At 53.1% G+C, this 17,094-nt stretch carries 10 protein-coding genes, 18 tRNA genes, 3 rRNA genes, 4 pseudogenes and 1 other annotated feature; of the genes and pseudogenes, 18 read left to right on the forward strand and 17 right to left on the reverse strand.

Going from position 1 to position 17,094, the window contains the following annotated elements; translation table 11 throughout:
* Window positions 1–49: 49 nt before the first annotated feature.
* The 12 genes from A0126_RS15365 to rrf (A0126_RS15420) all read right to left on the reverse strand — a co-directional run bounded on the left by A0126_RS15365 (window position 50) and on the right by rrf (A0126_RS15420) (window position 2,851).
* A 16S ribosomal RNA gene (locus A0126_RS15365) occupies window positions 50–1,618 on the reverse strand.
* Between the two features lie 124 nt (window positions 1,619–1,742).
* Window positions 1,743–1,819 (reverse strand) — tRNA-Pro (locus A0126_RS15370).
* Window positions 1,820–1,824: 5 nt separating this feature from the next.
* A tRNA-Arg gene (locus tag A0126_RS15375) sits at window positions 1,825–1,898 on the reverse strand.
* Window positions 1,899–1,906: 8 nt separating this feature from the next.
* Window positions 1,907–1,989: transfer RNA gene (locus A0126_RS15380), tRNA-Leu, on the reverse strand.
* A gap of 36 nt (window positions 1,990–2,025) precedes the next feature.
* A tRNA-Gly gene (locus A0126_RS15385) sits at window positions 2,026–2,100 on the reverse strand.
* 14 nt (window positions 2,101–2,114) lie between these two features.
* Window positions 2,115–2,198: transfer RNA gene (locus tag A0126_RS15390), tRNA-Leu, on the reverse strand.
* A 7-nt stretch (window positions 2,199–2,205) separates the two neighbouring features.
* A tRNA-Lys gene (locus A0126_RS15395) sits at window positions 2,206–2,281 on the reverse strand.
* A 26-nt stretch (window positions 2,282–2,307) separates the two neighbouring features.
* Window positions 2,308–2,383 (reverse strand) — tRNA-His (locus A0126_RS15400).
* A 16-nt stretch (window positions 2,384–2,399) separates the two neighbouring features.
* A tRNA-Thr gene (locus tag A0126_RS15405) sits at window positions 2,400–2,475 on the reverse strand.
* 9 nt (window positions 2,476–2,484) lie between these two features.
* Window positions 2,485–2,560 (reverse strand) — tRNA-Phe (locus tag A0126_RS15410).
* Between the two features lie 27 nt (window positions 2,561–2,587).
* A tRNA-Asp gene (locus tag A0126_RS15415) sits at window positions 2,588–2,663 on the reverse strand.
* Window positions 2,664–2,735: 72 nt separating this feature from the next.
* A 5S ribosomal RNA gene (gene rrf, locus A0126_RS15420) occupies window positions 2,736–2,851 on the reverse strand.
* Between the two features lie 275 nt (window positions 2,852–3,126).
* Between rrf (A0126_RS15420) and A0126_RS15425 the strand changes: the two are divergent.
* From A0126_RS15425 to A0126_RS15470, 10 genes and pseudogenes are all read left to right on the forward strand, one after another.
* A pseudogene (locus A0126_RS15425) lies at window positions 3,127–4,454 on the forward strand (IS3 family transposase).
* 65 nt (window positions 4,455–4,519) lie between these two features.
* Window positions 4,520–4,945: an HTH domain-containing protein gene (locus A0126_RS15430; protein ID WP_088838373.1), complete on the forward strand. Its 426-nt coding sequence runs from the start codon at window positions 4,520–4,522 to the stop codon at window positions 4,943–4,945.
* On the forward strand, window positions 4,894–5,637 hold the full coding sequence (locus A0126_RS19235) for an IS3 family transposase (RefSeq protein ID WP_204251447.1): 744 nt from the start codon (window positions 4,894–4,896) through the stop codon (window positions 5,635–5,637). Before A0126_RS15430 ends, A0126_RS19235 begins: the two co-directional genes overlap by 52 nt.
* Window positions 5,632–5,730, forward strand: a sequence feature (23S ribosomal RNA rRNA prediction is too short). It overlaps the preceding gene by 6 nt.
* Window positions 5,731–5,837: 107 nt before the next feature.
* A 5S ribosomal RNA gene (gene rrf / locus A0126_RS15440) occupies window positions 5,838–5,953 on the forward strand.
* 8 nt (window positions 5,954–5,961) lie between these two features.
* A tRNA-Val gene (locus tag A0126_RS15445) sits at window positions 5,962–6,037 on the forward strand.
* A gap of 15 nt (window positions 6,038–6,052) precedes the next feature.
* A tRNA-Thr gene (locus tag A0126_RS15450) sits at window positions 6,053–6,128 on the forward strand.
* Between the two features lie 61 nt (window positions 6,129–6,189).
* Window positions 6,190–6,276, forward strand: a tRNA-Leu gene (locus tag A0126_RS15455).
* Between the two features lie 37 nt (window positions 6,277–6,313).
* Window positions 6,314–6,387: transfer RNA gene (locus tag A0126_RS15460), tRNA-Arg, on the forward strand.
* Window positions 6,388–6,393: 6 nt separating this feature from the next.
* Window positions 6,394–6,470: transfer RNA gene (locus tag A0126_RS15465), tRNA-Pro, on the forward strand.
* A gap of 22 nt (window positions 6,471–6,492) precedes the next feature.
* Window positions 6,493–6,568 (forward strand) — tRNA-Ala (locus A0126_RS15470).
* 180 nt (window positions 6,569–6,748) lie between these two features.
* On the opposite strand, the gene A0126_RS15475 is transcribed toward A0126_RS15470, so the two are convergent.
* Complete coding sequence (locus A0126_RS15475; protein ID WP_088838374.1) at window positions 6,749–7,687, reverse strand: IS30 family transposase; 939 nt, start codon at window positions 7,685–7,687, stop codon at window positions 6,749–6,751.
* Between the two features lie 572 nt (window positions 7,688–8,259).
* On the opposite strand from A0126_RS15475, the gene A0126_RS15480 reads away from it, so the two are divergent.
* From A0126_RS15480 to tolR, 4 genes and pseudogenes are all read left to right on the forward strand, one after another.
* The gene (locus tag A0126_RS15480; protein WP_157898512.1) at window positions 8,260–8,682 is read left to right on the forward strand and encodes a DeoR family transcriptional regulator; all 423 of its coding nucleotides are present in this window, start codon (window positions 8,260–8,262) and stop codon (window positions 8,680–8,682) included.
* A 323-nt stretch (window positions 8,683–9,005) separates the two neighbouring features.
* A tRNA-Ile gene (locus A0126_RS15490) sits at window positions 9,006–9,082 on the forward strand.
* Between the two features lie 22 nt (window positions 9,083–9,104).
* A tRNA-Ala gene (locus tag A0126_RS15495) sits at window positions 9,105–9,177 on the forward strand.
* A 163-nt stretch (window positions 9,178–9,340) separates the two neighbouring features.
* Window positions 9,341–9,718, forward strand: a pseudogene (tolR, locus tag A0126_RS15500) (protein TolR); the annotation flags it as partial.
* 62 nt (window positions 9,719–9,780) lie between these two features.
* On the opposite strand, the gene A0126_RS19240 reads toward tolR, so the two are convergent.
* Window positions 9,781–10,287 (reverse strand): cation:proton antiporter domain-containing protein, encoded by a 507-nt coding sequence (locus tag A0126_RS19240; RefSeq protein WP_204251411.1) that lies wholly within the window; start codon window positions 10,285–10,287, stop codon window positions 9,781–9,783.
* Window positions 10,288–10,300: 13 nt separating this feature from the next.
* Here A0126_RS19240 and A0126_RS15510 point away from each other — a divergent pair.
* From A0126_RS15510 to A0126_RS19900, 3 genes and pseudogenes are all read left to right on the forward strand, one after another.
* Window positions 10,301–11,182, forward strand: a pseudogene (locus A0126_RS15510) (M20/M25/M40 family metallo-hydrolase); the annotation flags it as partial.
* A gap of 94 nt (window positions 11,183–11,276) precedes the next feature.
* Window positions 11,277–11,429, forward strand: a complete 153-nt coding sequence (locus A0126_RS19895) for an antitoxin Xre/MbcA/ParS toxin-binding domain-containing protein (RefSeq protein WP_157898515.1) — start codon at window positions 11,277–11,279, stop codon at window positions 11,427–11,429.
* Window positions 11,430–12,035: 606 nt separating this feature from the next.
* On the forward strand, window positions 12,036–12,620 hold the full coding sequence (locus A0126_RS19900) for an RnfABCDGE type electron transport complex subunit D (protein WP_088838380.1): 585 nt from the start codon (window positions 12,036–12,038) through the stop codon (window positions 12,618–12,620).
* Here A0126_RS19900 and A0126_RS19905 read toward each other — a convergent pair.
* Both A0126_RS19905 and A0126_RS19255 read right to left on the reverse strand, forming a co-directional pair.
* A pseudogene (locus tag A0126_RS19905) lies at window positions 12,564–13,511 on the reverse strand (proton-conducting transporter membrane subunit); the annotation flags it as partial. The gene A0126_RS19900 and the pseudogene A0126_RS19905 sit on opposite strands and share 57 nt — an antisense overlap.
* A 576-nt stretch (window positions 13,512–14,087) precedes the next feature.
* Entirely contained in the window at window positions 14,088–14,351 is a 264-nt protein-coding gene (locus tag A0126_RS19255) for a hypothetical protein (RefSeq protein ID WP_157898518.1), read from the reverse strand.
* Window positions 14,352–14,416: 65 nt separating this feature from the next.
* Here A0126_RS19255 and A0126_RS15550 point away from each other — a divergent pair, with 65 nt between their 5' ends.
* Window positions 14,417–14,830: an NAD(P)/FAD-dependent oxidoreductase gene (locus A0126_RS15550; RefSeq protein WP_204251413.1), complete on the forward strand. Its 414-nt coding sequence runs from the start codon at window positions 14,417–14,419 to the stop codon at window positions 14,828–14,830.
* A 386-nt stretch (window positions 14,831–15,216) separates the two neighbouring features.
* Here the strand turns inward: A0126_RS15550 and A0126_RS15555 are convergent, their stop codons facing one another.
* Window positions 15,217–15,669: a transketolase-like TK C-terminal-containing protein gene (locus A0126_RS15555; protein WP_157898519.1), complete on the reverse strand. Its 453-nt coding sequence runs from the start codon at window positions 15,667–15,669 to the stop codon at window positions 15,217–15,219.
* Between the last annotated feature and the right edge of the window lie 1,425 nt (window positions 15,670–17,094).

The raw sequence follows: 17,094 nt of genomic DNA on the forward strand, positions 1-17,094 counted from the left end.
CTCTCAAAACTGAACGATGGGCATGTCCCTTACGGGACGTTTTCCTTAGAAAGGAGGTGATCCAGCCGCACCTTCCGATACGGCTACCTTGTTACGACTTCACCCCAATCATCTACCCCACCTTCGACGGCTGGCTCCTTGCGGTTACCTCACCGGCTTCGGGTGTTGCAAACTCTCGTGGTGTGACGGGCGGTGTGTACAAGACCCGGGAACGTATTCACCGCAGTATGCTGACCTGCGATTACTAGCGATTCCGACTTCATGCAGGCGAGTTGCAGCCTGCAATCCGAACTGGGAACGGCTTTCTGGGATTGGCTCCACCTCGCGGTCTCGCTGCCCTTTGTACCGTCCATTGTAGCACGTGTGTAGCCCAACTCATAAGGGGCATGATGATTTGACGTCATCCCCACCTTCCTCCGGTTTGTCACCGGCAGTCTCCCTAGAGTGCCCAACTAAATGCTGGCAACTAAGGATAGGGGTTGCGCTCGTTGCGGGACTTAACCCAACATCTCACGACACGAGCTGACGACAACCATGCACCACCTGTCACCCTTGTCCCCGAAGGGAAAACTTGATCTCTCAAGCGGTCAAGGGGATGTCAAGAGTTGGTAAGGTTCTTCGCGTTGCTTCGAATTAAACCACATGCTCCACCGCTTGTGCGGGTCCCCGTCAATTCCTTTGAGTTTCAGCCTTGCGGCCGTACTCCCCAGGCGGAGTGCTTAATGCGTTAGCTTCAGCACTGAGGGGCGGAAACCCCCCAACACCTAGCACTCATCGTTTACGGCGTGGACTACCAGGGTATCTAATCCTGTTTGCTCCCCACGCTTTCGCGCCTCAGCGTCAGTTACAGACCAAAGAGTCGCCTTCGCCACTGGTGTTCCTCCACATCTCTACGCATTTCACCGCTACACATGGAATTCCACTCTTCTCTTCTGTACTCAAGCCTTCCAGTTTCCAATGACCCTCCCCGGTTGAGCCGGGGGCTTTCACATCAGACTTAAAAGGCCGCCTGCGCGCGCTTTACGCCCAATAATTCCGGACAACGCTTGCCACCTACGTATTACCGCGGCTGCTGGCACGTAGTTAGCCGTGGCTTTCTCGCAAGGTACCGTCAGGATACGAGCATTACCTCTCGTATCTGTTCTTCCCTTACAACAGAGTTTTACGATCCGAAAACCTTCATCACTCACGCGGCGTTGCTCCATCAGACTTTCGTCCATTGTGGAAGATTCCCTACTGCTGCCTCCCGTAGGAGTCTGGGCCGTGTCTCAGTCCCAGTGTGGCCGATCACCCTCTCAGGTCGGCTATGCATCGTCGCCTTGGTAGGCCATTACCCCACCAACTAGCTAATGCACCGCAAGGCCATCTCAAGGTGACGCCGGAGCGCCTTTCATCATCGGACCATGCGGTCCGAAGAACTATCCGGTATTAGCTCCGATTTCTCGGAGTTATCCCAATCCTTGAGGCAGGTTCCTTACGTGTTACTCACCCGTCCGCCGCTCATTCCACTTTCCACTTGCTTCCCTCCGAAGAGTTCCGCGAGCTTCCTGCGCTCGACTTGCATGTATTAGGCACGCCGCCAGCGTTCGTCCTGAGCCAGGATCAAACTCTCCATAAAGTGTTTGACTTGCTCGTTTGTGTGACTAAAAGTCACGTTGACGAAGCTTGCGCTTCATTCATTGTTTGTATCCGAAGATACGTTTTTGCCTCATCGTTCAGTTTTCAAAGTCCGATAATAATAATGGTCGGGAAGACAGGATTCGAACCTGCGACCCCTTGGTCCCAAACCAAGTGCTCTACCAAGCTGAGCTACTTCCCGAAAAGTGCACCCTGAGAGATTCGAACTCCCGACCCCTTGATTCGTAGTCAAGTACTCTATCCAGCTGAGCTAAGGGTGCATAATAAGTGCGGTCGAGAGGACTTGAACCTCCACAGTGTTGCCACCACTAGGCCCTCAACCTAGCGCGTCTACCATTCCGCCACGACCGCAAATTATGCTATTTTTTGTTACTTCTATTTAAAAAATGGAGCGGAAGACGGGATTCGAACCCGCGACCCCGACCTTGGCAAGGTCGTATTCTACCACTGAACTACTTCCGCATTATAAATATAAATGGTACGGGTGAAGGGACTTGAACCCCCACGTCAAAGACACTAGATCCTAAATCTAGCGCGTCTACCAATTCCGCCACACCCGCATAAAAATGGTGTGTCATGCAGGATTCGAACCTGCGACCCTCTGATTAAAAGTCAGATGCTCTACCAACTGAGCTAATGACACAAACTAGTATTAAATTAAAAATAAAATGGGGCGACTGATGGGAATTGAACCCACGAATGCCGGAATCACAATCCGGTGCGTTAACCACTTCGCCACAACCGCCATATTAAATGAAAAATGGTGCCGGCAACAGGAGTCGAACCCGCGACCTACTGATTACAAGTCAGTTGCTCTACCAGCTGAGCTACACCGGCAGGTGTAAATGGTGGCTTTGGACGGAATCGAACCGCCGACACGAGGATTTTCAGTCCTCTGCTCTACCGACTGAGCTACAAAGCCATAATGAAAAAGATCGGTAAATAAAAATGGCGGTCCTGACGGGATTCGAACCCGCGATCTCCTGCGTGACAGGCAGGCATGTTAACCGCTACACCACAGGACCGTGGTAACTTGACGACTTCTATAATGTTATATTAGTCAGTCAAAATTGTCAAATACTTTATTAAAAAAGTATGCCTGGCAACGTCCTATCCTCACAGGGGGAGGCCCCCAACTACTTTCGGCGTTCAAGTGCTTAACTTCCGTGTTCGGCATGGGAACGGGTGTGACCACTTGGCTATCGTCACCAGACGACAGGGCTCGCGCCCTCAAAACTGAAGTCATCAACAATCATCTGCTAGAACAAGGCCTCGACCGATTAGTATCACTCAGCTCCGCATGTCACCATGCTTCCACCCGTGACCTATCTACCTCATCGTCTCTGAGGGGTCTTTCTTGATTACTCAAAGGGAAATCTGAACTGAACCCTGAATGGTGGACACTTGATAAAAGACCCCATTCGGGGTTTTTTGTGTTTAAAGATATCGATATACTGTATCTATTCAATTTAGACGGGAGAATTATTCATGAACAGACGTACCTTCAATCCAGATCAAATCAGACAACTTGAAGCGAATCTTCACGTAGCCTCGGTATCAGATCGTACGATTCAATATAAAGGAGAATTTAAGATTCACGCTGTACGTGAGAATTTAGCTGGTAAGCGACCGATACAAATCTTTGAAGAAAGCGGCTTTGACCTGGACATGATCGGTAAGCGAACAACGAATGAAGCGTTGAAACGATGGCGGAAGACCTATCGCATTTATGGAGAAGAAGGACTCTTGAATGAGAGACGTGGAAAATCAAATCTTGGAGGTCGACCGAAAAAAGATGATTCCGTCGAACGACGCCTTGCGAAAGCTGAAGCACGAATCAAGTACCTCACAGCGGAGAACGAATTACTAAAAAAGCTCGACGCTCTCGAAAGAGAGGCGAAGTATCGAAACTAACCGCATCTGAGCGCTATCAGGCAATCAATATTGTCTTACGGAAGCAATCATCGGGCCGATTCGTGACGTATCTATGTACGCTCGCTGAAGTGAGCCGCAGTGGTTATTACGCCTGGCTCGCACGTACGGATAGTGTTTCCCTTCGGGAAGAACGCGACTATGCGGACTACCTACTTCTAAAACGTGTTCATGATCGTCACAAGGGAAAAATCGGCTATCGTGGTCTTTACATGGAGATGCTTGATCTTATTGGTGGACCGATGAATCATAAACGTATTTTGCGTATCATGAGGAAGTTTGGAATCGTGACGAAAATCCGTAGGCAGAACGCTTATCGTAAAATCGCTAAATCGACATATGAACATAAGACTGTACCGAACCACTTGAACCGTCGGTTCGATCAAGATGAGCCTGGTAAGGTATTCGTCACAGACATCACTTATCTCCGTATTGGATCTGGTCAAACTGTTTATCTCTCTTGTGTGAAGGATGTCGCTACACGTGAAATTATGGCACATCATCTATCTACAAGCCTCCATATGGAACTAGTCCTTCATACAACGAATAAACTCGCAGAACGACTTTAAGGGAATATACACCCGGAAGCCATGATACATTCCGATCAAGGATTCCATTATACGCATCCTGCTTATCAAACACGCATCCGTGAGATGGGAATGCTTCAATCCATGTCCCGTAGAGGAAACTGCCTGGATAATGCCCCGATGGAATCGTTCTTTGGGCACTTGAAAGATTATGTCGATTATAAATTAGCATCTGACCTCGATGAGGTCTGTGCCATGGTCGATGCTTACATTGATTATTACAATAGCGAACGAAGACAATGGAAACTACAAAAGATGACTCCGGTACAATACCGAAGCCATCTCATAGCAGCTTAATACGTTAAGGGTGCTTTTATTAAACTGTCCAAACTCTAGGGCTCAGTTCAACGGGAGGACTATTTATGAACAGACGTACCTTTAATCCAGATCAAATCAGACAACTTGAAGCGAATCCCCACGTAGCCTCGGTATCGGATCGCACCATCCAATACAAGGGAGAATTCAAGATTTACGCTGTACATGAGAATTTAGCTGGGAAACGACCAATACAAATCTTTGAGGAGAGCGGCTTCGACTTGGTCATGATCGGTAAGCAAACGACGAACGAAGCGTTGAAGCGATGGCGGAAGACATATCGTATTTATGGGGAAGAAGGACTCCTGAATGAGAGACGTGGAAAATCAAATCTTGGTGGTCGACCGAAAAAAGACGATTCCATCGAACGACTTCTTGCGAAAGCTGAAGCACGGATCAAGTACCTCACGGCGGAGAACGAATTACTAAAAAAGCTAGAAGCTCTCGAAAGAGAGGCGAAGCACCGAAGCTAACAGCGTCTGAGCGCTATCAGGCAATTAATATTGTTGTAAGAAAATTATCGACGAGTCGGTTCGTCACAGATCTCTGCACGCTCGCTGAGGTGAGTCGCAGTGGTTATTACGCCTGGCTTGCGCGTACGGACAGTGACTCCCTTCGGGAAGAACGCGACTATGCGGACTACCTTCTTCTAAAACGTGTTCACGACCGTCACGACAAGAAGATTGGCTATCGTGGTCTTTACATGGAAATGCTTGATCTTATGGGGGGGCCGATGAATCATAAGCGTATTCTTCGTATCATGAGAAAGTTTGGGATCGTGACGAAAATCCGCAGGCAGAACCCCTACCGTAAAATCGCCAAAGCGACATATGAACATAAGACTGTGCCGAACCACTTGAACCGCCGGTTCAAGCAAGTAGAGCCAGGTAAAGTGTTCGTCACAGACATCACCTATCTCCGAATTGGGTCTGGTCAAACTGCCTATCTCTCTTGCGTGAAGGATGTCGCTACACGTGAAATTGTGGCACATCATGTATCAATGAGCCTCCGGATGGAACTCGTCCTTCATACGACGAATAAACTCGCAGAACGACTTCAAGGGAATACACATCCGGAAGCCATGATACACTCCGATCAAGGTTTCCATTATACGCATCCTGCTTATCAAGCACGGATTCGTGAGATGGGGATGATTTCCCTTTGAGTAATCAAGAAAGACCCCTCAGAGACGATGAGGTAGATAGGTCACGGGTGGAAGCATGGTGACATGCGGAGCTGAGTGATACTAATCGGTCGAGGCCTTGTTCTAGCAGATGATTTTGTTGATGACTTCAGTTTTGAGGGCGCGAGCCTTTCAAAAAAAGTGCTTGACGTTATGGAAACATAATGTTAAGATAATAGATGTCTGGTGGCGATAGCCAAGTGGTCACACCCGTTCCCATGCCGAACACGGAAGTTAAGCACTTGAACGCCGAAAGTAGTTGGGGGCTTCCCCCTGTGAGGATAGGACGCTGCCAGGCGTACATATGGAGGATTAGCTCAGCTGGGAGAGCATCTGCCTTACAAGCAGAGGGTCGGCGGTTCGATCCCGTCATCCTCCACCATTTTTATTTACACTTGCCGGTGTAGCTCAGCTGGTAGAGCAACTGACTTGTAATCAGTAGGTCGCGGGTTCGACTCCTGTTGCCGGCACCATTTTCATTTAAATATCACCGAAGATTCTGATTTAGAATTTAGGTTCTACCTTTAAAACCCTGCCGGGGTGGCGGAACTGGTAGACGCACAGGACTTAAAATCCTGCGGGGGTTTCCCCGTGCCGGTTCGATTCCGGCCCTCGGTACCATTTTTAATTTTAATAACTGTTTGATCCATTATACCCCGCACCCTTAGCTCAGCTGGATAGAGTACTTGACTACGAATCAAGGGGTCGGGAGTTCGAATCTCTCAGGGTGCACTTTTTCGGGAAGTAGCTCAGCTTGGTAGAGCACTTGGTTTGGGACCAAGGGGTCGCAGGTTCGAATCCTGTCTTCCCGACCATCTTCAATTTAATCCCTTTAATGGGGCCTTAGCTCAGCTGGGAGAGCGCCTGCCTTGCACGCAGGAGGTCAGCGGTTCGATCCCGCTAGGCTCCACCAAATTTTATCTTTGACGAACTTTGAAAACTGAACGATGAGGCAAAAAACGTATCTTCGGATACAAACAATGAATGAAGCGCAAGCTTCGTCAACGTGACTTTTAGTCACAAAAACGAGCAAGTCAAACACTTTATGGAGAGTTTGATCCTGGCTCAGGACGAACGCTGGCATGACGGTTTGTCAAATTAAGTGCAACACTTCTTCCGTGAAGACCTCGTATGCAGTTTTCCAGTTGAGACATTTTCGCGGTCTCCCATTGATCCAGGCGAGCGCTTGAGCGAGTTCAGAACGACTGACCTTTCCGAAATCTGTCCCCTTCGGGAAAAATTCACGGAGAAGACCATTGGCGTTCTCGTTACTCCCACGCTGCCAAGAAGAATACGGATCCGCAAAATACATCGGTACGCCTAACGTGTCACGAATTCGTTCATGACAGCTAAACTCTTTTCCACGATCTGTCGTCGCAGTTTGGAACGTTCCCAACGGGAAGTAAAGATGCAATGCTTGAATCGCAGACTCCATCGATTGAGCGGACCGATCTTCCATCGGTACAGCGAGATAAAAACGGCTCTTTCGCTCGACGAACGTTGCGACACAGGCTTTGGATTTCCCTCTACCCGAGACAACAGTATCAACCTCCCAATGTCCGAACGTTTGGCGCCCTTTGACGTCAGACGGACGTTTACTGATTGGCAGTCCGACGTTAAAGCGTCCACGCGTCTCACGTGGTTTCTGACGCTTTCCCTTTTGTCGAAGGAGTCCAGAATCGGCCTCGACGAGGCCCGTATAGATCCAGCGATAAATTGTCTTGAACGAGAGTCCTTCTTCTTGGAATAATCGTCCGGCAATCTGTTCAGGGGACCATGTCTCGCGTAACTTTTCGAGGATACGGACTCCTTTTTCGAGCGTAAACTTCGTCCGTGCACCGCACTTCTTTTTGCGTTCCACATAACGCTGGTCAGCACAGGAAGCATCATAGTAAGGATTTCGTTTCAATTCTCGTGAAATCGTAGAAGGTTGACGCCCCAGGCGTCCAGCAATCTTTCGGACAGAGAAACCTAGCTCGAGATACGTCTCTATTTTGACTCTTTCTGATGTGGTAAGATGAACATAGCTCATAACGAATCCTCCGTTGAATTTTGTGTGGTAACTCTATTCTACACGAGGCCGTTATGGGTTTTTTTTGTGTTTTCAGCTAGGTGTTGCACTTAATATTACAATTCGTCGACCCGACGAGCTCCGAAAACAAAAAAAAGGCTCATCGCGCTTTAGCGGGAAGCGACTTTTCTGGATCATGATTGGGTGGGCAGCTTGATTGGGGACGCGGGACAAGGGCGGTGCCTTCCGGGACCGCTCAAGCCCCGCAAGCGGGCCCGGCCACCCATCGCAGATGGGCGGCGTTCGGCGGCGCGCGAAGCAGTGCTTCGCAACCTGCTTGCCTCACCCCTGGCCGCTGTTTGTTTGGCCATCCCTGGCCAAACAGCTCCCTCCAGGCACCGCCCTTGTCCCGCTCACTGAGCAGCGTCACTGCCACGGGTCACCACACCGCCAGGACCGTGACGGCGCGGTTTGGCGTCAACACTGACGTTTGAGAGACATGCGCCCCCACGATGGGCTTAAGGTCGGCCCGTTGGATTACCGGGAAAGGGCTTTACTCACAGGGTTGCTAGCAGACCCATCAATACTCTTGGATGAAACTGCTCGGCCAGATTTTACCTCCAACGGCGACGACCCGGTCGTGCCGCTCTGGAAGGCCTTCCCCCTGTTTTCTTGAGTATGTGAAGGTCAAGCACAAGGAGTACCTGGAGCTGCTGGCGTGGCTGGCCGACATGGGATTGGGGAGTCAACTCAACTACCGCCAGGGCTCGCTGCTCAGACAAGCGTTAAAAAAACCGGGCAGCAGCTTTACCGCGAAACAATTAAAGAATCTGTTCGATGTTTCCGAGAACACCGCCCGGGCGGACCTGCGCAGACTGGAAAAATTGCAGGTGCTGGCGCCCTATCGGGTGGGGAAAACCGTGGAATACGTCGCTCGGGCCGACGCCGCTGAGCGGTTGCGCGCCGGCTTTAACGGGGCGAACCGGCGCAGGGCAACGAAAGTCAGACGCCGGTGAGCGCGGCCGCGCTCACCGGAAACCGGATTCAGGCCGCCGGTGCCCACAGGCTTTGCAGGCTGCCGAGCAGATTGCCGGCGACGCCCTCGCTGCCCATGAACTTGAGAATCACCGGGGCGAACTGGCCGATCATGTCCGGGCTCATGCCCAGAGCGCTGAACTCGAAGGTGGGGTAGATGATTGGGGTGAAGTCGTAACAAGGTAGCCGTATCGGAAGGTGCGGCTGGATCACCTCCTTTCTAAGGAAAACGTCCCGTAAGGGACATGCCCATCGTTCAGTTTTGAGAGTCCGATCTCTCAACTGAATCATCCCATATTTGAATGGGCCTATAGCTCAGCTGGTTAGAGCGCACGCCTGATAAGCGTGAGGTCGGTGGTTCGAGTCCACTTAGGCCCACCATTCAATTTTAAGTTCATATCCTGGGGCCTTAGCTCAGCTGGGAGAGCGCCTGCCTTGCACGCAGGAGGTCAGCGGTTCGATCCCGCTAGGCTCCATTTGTCTTGTCTATTTCCATGGAGAAGGCACTCGCACCTTGAAAACTGAAGACATCAACAAGACATCAAATTTTTATAACCATGTCATTAGACGTGTGTTCTTAGAATACCAAAATGCTAGATCAAGGTATGAAGGGCGTACGGTGGATGCCTTGACGTAGTCCCCTTTATTGACGTCATGCTGGTCTTGCTGGTGATCTTTATGATCACCGCACCAATGCTCACTCAAGGGGTGCAAGTCGATCTACCTCAAGTCACATCAGAGCCTATCGAAAACCAAGACGATAGCGATCCGATTATTATCTCGGTCGATCAGGATGGAGGCTATTTCATCACGCTTGGCGAAGACTCAACGGCTGTTTCTCTTGAGCAAATGGCAGAGCGAGTAACAGCGATATTACAGCGACGACCTGAAACACCTGTCATGGTTCGCGGCGATCGCAACGTTGCGTACGGACAAATAGTCGTATTGATGAGCACACTGCAACGCTCGGGTGTCGCTAATGTAGGTCTGTTATCTGAGCCGCCACAAGATGGTTAAACGTAGCGCGCAAATGGCAATCAAACCACCCCGTGACCCACAGGATGTTGGCTATACTTGGCCTACTGTCCTGGCGGTTGCGGTGCATCTATTAGTTGGCGCACACCCTTGCGGTTGGCCAGCACGATACCGGTCACGGTCACCGCCACCAGGCCGGATTCCTCGCTGATGCCGTTGGACAGCACGAACTCGCCAATCACCGACGAGAGCACCAGAAAGCTGCGCAAATATTCTGGCACCAGGTGCCGACGCAGCAGACCGGCCAGCGCCAGTGCCACCAGCGTACCAATGGCGGTGCCCACCGCGATCGCCTGCACGAACAACCAGAGCCCGTGCAGCAAGGCGCCCTGCTGGCCGGTGGCGACCACCAGCTCATAGGCGAGAACCGCCAGGATCGCGCCGAGCGGGTCGATGACGATGCCCTCCCAGCGCAACAGCCGCGACACGCTGGCCACCGGCCGCACGCTGCGCAGCAGCGGCACGATCACCGTGGGGCCGGTGACCACCACCAGGGCGCCGAACAGCAGCGCCAGGCTGCCGGGCATCTCCAACAGCGTCCAGGCGGACACCGTGACCACCCACGTGGACGACGATGGCGAACCCGACGATGGCCTGTCGGACACCGTGTCCGCGGCGCTCACCTGGGAACGGGACGGCCTATACGCGGCACTGGCCTACGAAAAGGATCAGGCGGCGCGTCGCTCTGTGGCTGGCATTGTTCGCGCGGATCTGCTGCGCGCGGTGACCAGCTATCGGTGGGGTGCGCTGGAACTGGGCGCGCTCTACCAGCAGGCCAGGGACGCCGCGTCCGGCAGTGACCTGGAAGACCGGGGCTATCTGCTCAGCGCCGCCTGGAACCTGGATGAGCGCATCACCCTGAAAGTTCAGGGCGGAGAAAACCGCGGCGAAGAGAGCGACGAAACACTCTCGCTGTGGGCGCTGGGGGCGGACTACCGGCTGGCCAGGAACGCCACCGCGTTCGTTTATCTTTCCCAGCTCGAACGGGATCAGGCCGGCAGCGAGGACCATGCCGCCGGCACCGGTCTGATCTATAAACCCTTGGATGCCCCCGGCTTTGAGGAGCACCCCCATCGTGCTCCCACCGAATGGCCCAGCACTGGCCGCTATAACGTCATTTCAGACCTCAATCACGGCGCGCCAGGACCACATTTAGTGTTCAACGGCCACCTCGATGTGGTACCTGCCGAGCCTGTCGATATGTGGACCCGCCCCCCCTGGGAGCCGTGGCAAAAAGATGGCTGGCTGTATGGCCGTGGCGCAGGTGATATGAAGGCGGGGATTGCCGCCATGGTGATGGCGGTTGAGGCCGTACGTCAGGCAGGCGTCGAGATCAACTTCCCGCTCACCCTGCAAACCGTGATTGAAGAAGAGTGCACCGGCAACGGCGCACTGGCCTGCCTGCATCAAGGCTTTAGCGGCGATTTCGTACTGATCCCGGAACCTTTCGGCGCTCAGATCTACGCTGGCCAAGTGGGAGTGCTTTGGTTTCGAATGCGCCTGGATGGCGGTCGCATATATCAGTATATTAGCTTTAGATATGTGGGAAGACAAAGACGTTGCTATTGCCTGGCTTGCTCGACCAAACCAGGCGTTGGATGGTCAAATTCCTATAGAGCTTTGCAAAGCTGAGTCTGGTTCGAAGCAGGTTCAGCGAGTGTTACTTGCTTTGGAGTGGGGCGGCCTTGCATAACGGACTCTTTTGATCGTAAGTGCTGAAGGCAGACACAACCTCTCATCAAAGCTAAAAAAAGGACCCTATGGTAGAGAAAAATACGATTGAAGTACTAGAGACTGCTATACGGCTCTGCATTACTGGCTCAGATTTGGTTTCATGAAGAGCCTATAGACGTGTTCGCTTACAAGATAGCCGAATATTTGGTGGTTTCTGATTGATCAGCCGAACTTATGTTCTATCTGCAGTCGTTATAAGCTGGGGCAACCTGATAACCTTCAAGCGGAAGGCGGTGTAAAAAAGGGCATGGGCTTTATCATGCCACCGGTGACCACCGGCAGCATTGCCCTGTTGCCCCCGGGCCTGATTCCCCAGGGCTCCGGCATCGTCAACTTCGGCCGCCAGATCGGTGGTGCCCTGGGCGTGAACCTCAGTGCCGTATTTGTACAATTCTTCAGTGACCGTTACTGGCAAGCTTACCCGGAAGCCGGCCATCCCCACGCTTTCGAGGTGGGTTTTGACGACGCTTTTCTGATGCTCCTGATTCTTTTTCTGCTCGCCTTCTGGCCCCTGGCCAGCATGGGACGCGGGCAACGCAAGCTTTCCGCAGTGGAGACCTGATAAATGAACGACAAACCGCAAATTCTGATCATCGGCGCCGGCGCCATCGGCAGCTTTTACGGCGCCATTCTCAAGCGCGCCGGGTGCCCGGTCAGCGTAGTGGTGCGCTCCGAATACGACGCCGTCAACGCCAACGGTATTCAAGGCTGCATCGGCGAAACCTCGGTGATCGCCATCGCCCTGGGCGCGCTCTTCCTGCTGTTCACCAAGATCGCCTCCTGGCGCATCATGCTCGGCGTGCTGGTCGGCATGATCGCCATGAGCCTGGTGTTCAACGGGGCCGGCAGCGACAGCAACCCGATGTTCGCGATGCCCTGGTACTGGCACCTGACCGTGGGCGGTTTCGCGTTCGGTCTGGTGTTCATGGCCACCGATCCGGTTTCCGCCTCCATGACCAACACCGGCAAGCTGATTTTCGGTGCCCTGATTGGCGTGATGACGGTGCTGATCCGGGTGGTCAATCCGGCGTTTCCGGAGGGCATCATGCTGGCGATTCTGTTCGCTAACCTGTGCGCGCCGTTGATCGACTACTTTGTTACCCAGGCGAATATCCGTCGTCGTCTGCGTCGGACCGGGGGAGCGGTGTAATGGGTAGTGCACTTCTTCCAGCGGTTCGCGAGTCAGAATGGCCACGCCATAATGGCCTTTCTGGCCGAAATAGTACGGGTGGTAGCCCATGTCCCGAACCGCTTGTTCCGGGAATTCGCTGTCGTGCACCTTGGTTTCCTGCAGGCCGAGCAGGGTCGGCTGATACTTTTCCAGCAGCGTTTCCAACTGGTGCAGGCGCGCACGAATACCGTTGATATTGAATGAAATCAGGGTCATGGACTCTCCTTGGGTGGTCGCGGCCGCGCTTTGGGTGGTCGCAGCGGGCCACCCCGGGTTCACGCCGGCGGAGCGCGCCGCGCCCCCGGCCTGGCAATCGAAAGCGGCAATTGTACACGCTGAATCGGCCAAGCGCGCACCCGCGCCGCGCTCGGCCGCCGCCACCGGGGGTTGAGCGATTTGGTCCATGAGTTTAGTGCCCAGGAAGGCTATCATCCACAGGTGCGAATCCACGCCCACGGCGATCAGATAGAACTTGCCGATAAAACCGGCGGTGAGCGGAATGCCGGCCAGCGAGAGCATCATCACGGTGAGCACCGCGGTCAGGTACGGCCGGCGCCAGAACAGGCCCCGGTATTCGTACAGCGCGTCGCAATCACGGTCTTTGTAAGGGCTGGACATCAGCGTGATGACGCCAAACGCACCCAGGGTGGTGAGCATGTAGGTGGCCAGATACACCGCCGCCGCCTCGGTTTCGCCGCCGCCGTTGCCGGCCAGCACCATCAGCAGATAGCCGAAGTGGGCCACCGAGGAATAGCCGAGCAGGCGCTTGAGGTTGCTTTGCATCAGGGCGAGCAGGTTACCGGCCAGCATCGAGGCGATGCCGAGCACCATGATCAGGCCGTGCAGCCAGTCGGTGTCGGTGACCGGCACGCTTTGGAACGTCTCCAATTGCGTTTGAATCCTCCAAACCCTCCCTTTACATTCTTGCAAGTTGCATGCTTTACTTTCCGCTGCTCATTGCATGCTTGCTTGAATTGTGTGGAGATTGCTTGACTTGTGCTAAGATAGCTAAAATCTGCCCAGAACTAAAATTGGGAAAAGGCTAGATTTTTATTTGGTCAAGTAGTATAATCACCCCCCTCTAGACATACTTTCGATCCTACAAGTGGTATCAGAGCTTTGGTCTCCATTTGCTTTCATTTCCATAGCTTTTGGTGATCATAGCCTTGGTTTCACAACCTAGGAGAGTATGGCGTCTAGCGAGGGAAATTATCACCGTAGAGGTCCTTACTTTGATGGCACTAATTTTGCTAATTGGAAGCATAAGATGAAAATGCATATTCTTGGACATAACCCCGCCGTTTGGGATATTGTGTGTATTGGCGCTGTTGTTCCTTATTGTTGCGGACTTTCATGGGGGCCAGGGGAAGGCGGGGACAGTCAACGTTCACCATAACAGCGCGGCGGGTGCCGCGCCATGGTCGGGCGCGGGGCGGGCGCCGTGGATCAGAAAGACCAGTGGTCCCGGGTTGGCAGAGGATTGCGCGGGTCGTCGCCATGGGGATCGTTCATGCCCAGCACCTGGATCTGGTTGCCGACGTCGCGGCTGGCACGGATGCCGGTGGTGGCGCTGCTTTGCTGAGTGTCGCTCTCGGGCACGCTGACTTCCGCGCGGCCTTTGTCCGCGAGATCGGCGAGCCCCGCCATCTGCGTGACCAGGATCGACAACACCGGCGCGGGGACATGCCGGGGGTGCGATAAGCCGGCCATGGCGGACGCGCCAGTCACCAGCGCCAGACCGGAAGCCAACAGAAAAACGGCGCGAGGCGTTCGATTTGCTGCACGTCACGCCGCCCCAGCGCGCACCGCAATGCGTGCGCGACAGCGCCCTGGCCAACGGCGCCGGCTGGCTCGACCTGCACGCCGAAACCCTGCAACACAACCGGTTCCCAACGGTGTTCGGTATTGGCGACAGCAGCGGCACCGGCAACGCCAAAACCGCCGCCGCGGTGCGCAAACAAGCGCCGGTGGTGGCGGCCAACCTGCTTGCTCACCTCGACGGCCGCGCTCTGGAAGGCCGCTACGATGGTTACGGCGCCTGCCCGCTGACGGTGGAGCGCGGCAAGGTGATCATGGCCGAGTTCGGCTACCAGGGCGCGCTGCAACCCAGTTTTCCCCTGGACCCCACCAAGGCGCGCAAACTTTACTGGCTGCTCAAAGCCCAAGCGCTGCCGCCGATTTATTTCTAATGGAGTGTTCCTCTTTCTCCATATCCTCACCAGTATCTGTTGTCGCCTGAGGTTTTGACCTTAGCCATTCTGATTGGTGTGAGGTGGAATCTCAGGGTTGTTGTGATTTGAATTTCCCTAATGACTAAGGCTGTTGAACATTTCTTTAGGTACTGCTCAGCCCTTCTAGATTCCTCAGTGGAGAATTTTCTATTTAGCTCTGATCCCGATTTTTAATAGGATTATTTGGTTTTCTGGAATATAACTTGTTGAGTTCTTTGTATATATTGGATATTAGCCATCTATTTGATTTAGGATTTGTCTTACTGACAGTGTCCTTTGCCTTACTGAAACTTTGCAATTTTATGAGACTCTTGGATCTAGCTGCATATGTAGCAGAGGATGGCCTAGTTGGTCCTCAATGGGAGGAGAAGCCATTGGTCCTGTGCAGTGAAGCGGTACCAGTAATCGGCGATGGCCGCTTCCACGGCGACCCGGGCGCGCACGGCGGCGGGCAGCACCGCTTCCTGATACTCGGCGCTTTGCGCCAGGAACGCATCCACGCAGGGCATCGACACCACGCGCACGTTGCTGCCCTGCTCGCCCAGGGCGCGGGCGGCGGTGACCGCCAGCTCCACTTCCGAGCCGGTGGCGATGATGATCGCCTGGGGCTGGCCGTCGCCGGTTTGCAGCAGGGTGTAACCGCCCTTGCTCACCTGGGCCAGGGTGTGCGCGTCGCGTTCCATGCAGGCCAAGCCCGGGCGAGACAAGATCAGCGCGGTGGGGCCGTCGGTGCGAACCAGCGCGTGCTTCCAGGCGACCGCCGATTCCACCGTGTCGCAGGGCCGCCAGGTGCTCATATTGGGGGTCATGCGCTCGAAGGTGGGGTAGATGATTGGGGTGAAGTCGTAACAAGGTAGCCGTATCGGAAGGTGCGGCTGGATCACCTCCTTTCTAAGGAAAACGTCCCGTAAGGGACATGCCCATCGTTCAGTTTTGAGAGCTCGTCTCTCAGTCTCGTAAGAGACACTCGCACCTTGAAAACTGAAGACATCAACAAGACATCAAATTTTTATAACCATGTCATTAGACGTGTGTTCTTAGAATACCAAAATGCTAGATCAAGGTATGAAGGGCGTACGGTGGATGCCTTGGATTGGGGTGAAGTCGTAACAAGGTAGCCGTATCGGAAGGTGCGGCTGGATCACCTCCTTTCTAAGGAAAACGTCCCGTAAGGGACATGCCCATCGTTCAGTTTTGAGAGCTCGTCTCTCAGTCTCGATAGAGACACTCGCACCTTGAAAACTGAAGACATCAACAAGACATCAAATTTTTATAACCATGTCATTAGACGTGTGTTCTTAGAATACCAAAATGCTAGATCAAGGTATGAAGGGCGTACGGTGGATGGGTAGATGATTGGGGTGAAGTCGTAACAAGGTAGCCGTATCGGAAGGTGCGGCTGGATCACCTCCTTTCTAAGGAAAACGTCCCGTAAGGGACATGCCCATCGTTCAGTTTTGAGAGCTCGTCTCTCTAGTCTCGTAAGAGACACTCGCACCTTGAAAACTGAAGACATCAACAAGACATCAAATTTTTATAACCATGTCATTAGACGTGTGTTCTTAGAATACCAAAATGCTAGATCAAGGTATGAAGGGCGTATTTCATTTGATACACTAATTGTGCATAACAACGATACGAACCAAATTGAATTTTCAAGTTATACACACCCTGTGGATAACTTTATACACAGTTTTACTTGCCTGTGGATAACTTTATACACAGTTTTACTTGCCTGTGGATAACTTTATACACAGTTTTTATGTTGTGGGGATAAGTCGAGTTTCTTCATTAACTTTGTCCTGTGCATAAACCTGTGTATAGTTTTTCGGGGGTATCTCAGTCTCGGGTGTTGGGGACTCTTCCTCTTCTGGTGCTTGAGGTTCTGGTGTCGGGGGTATCTCAGTCTCGGGTGTTGGGGACTCTTCCTCTTCTGGTGCTTGAGGTTCTGGTGTCGGGGGTATCTCCCCCCCCCCCCCCCCCCCCCCCCCCCCCCCCCCCCCCCCCCCCCCCCCCCCCCCCCCCCCCCCCCCCCCCCCCCCCCCCCCCCCCCCCCCCCCCCCCCCCCCCCCCCCCCCCCCCCCCCCCCCCCCCAAAAAAAAAAAAAAAAAAAAAAAAAAAAAAAAAAAAAAAAAAAAAAAAAAAAAAAAAAAAAAAAAAAAAAAAAAAAAAAAAAAAAAAAAAAAAAAAAAAAAAAAAAAAAAAAAAAAAAAAAAAAAAAA

The sequence above is a fragment of the Exiguobacterium sp. N4-1P genome (assembly GCF_002214325.1).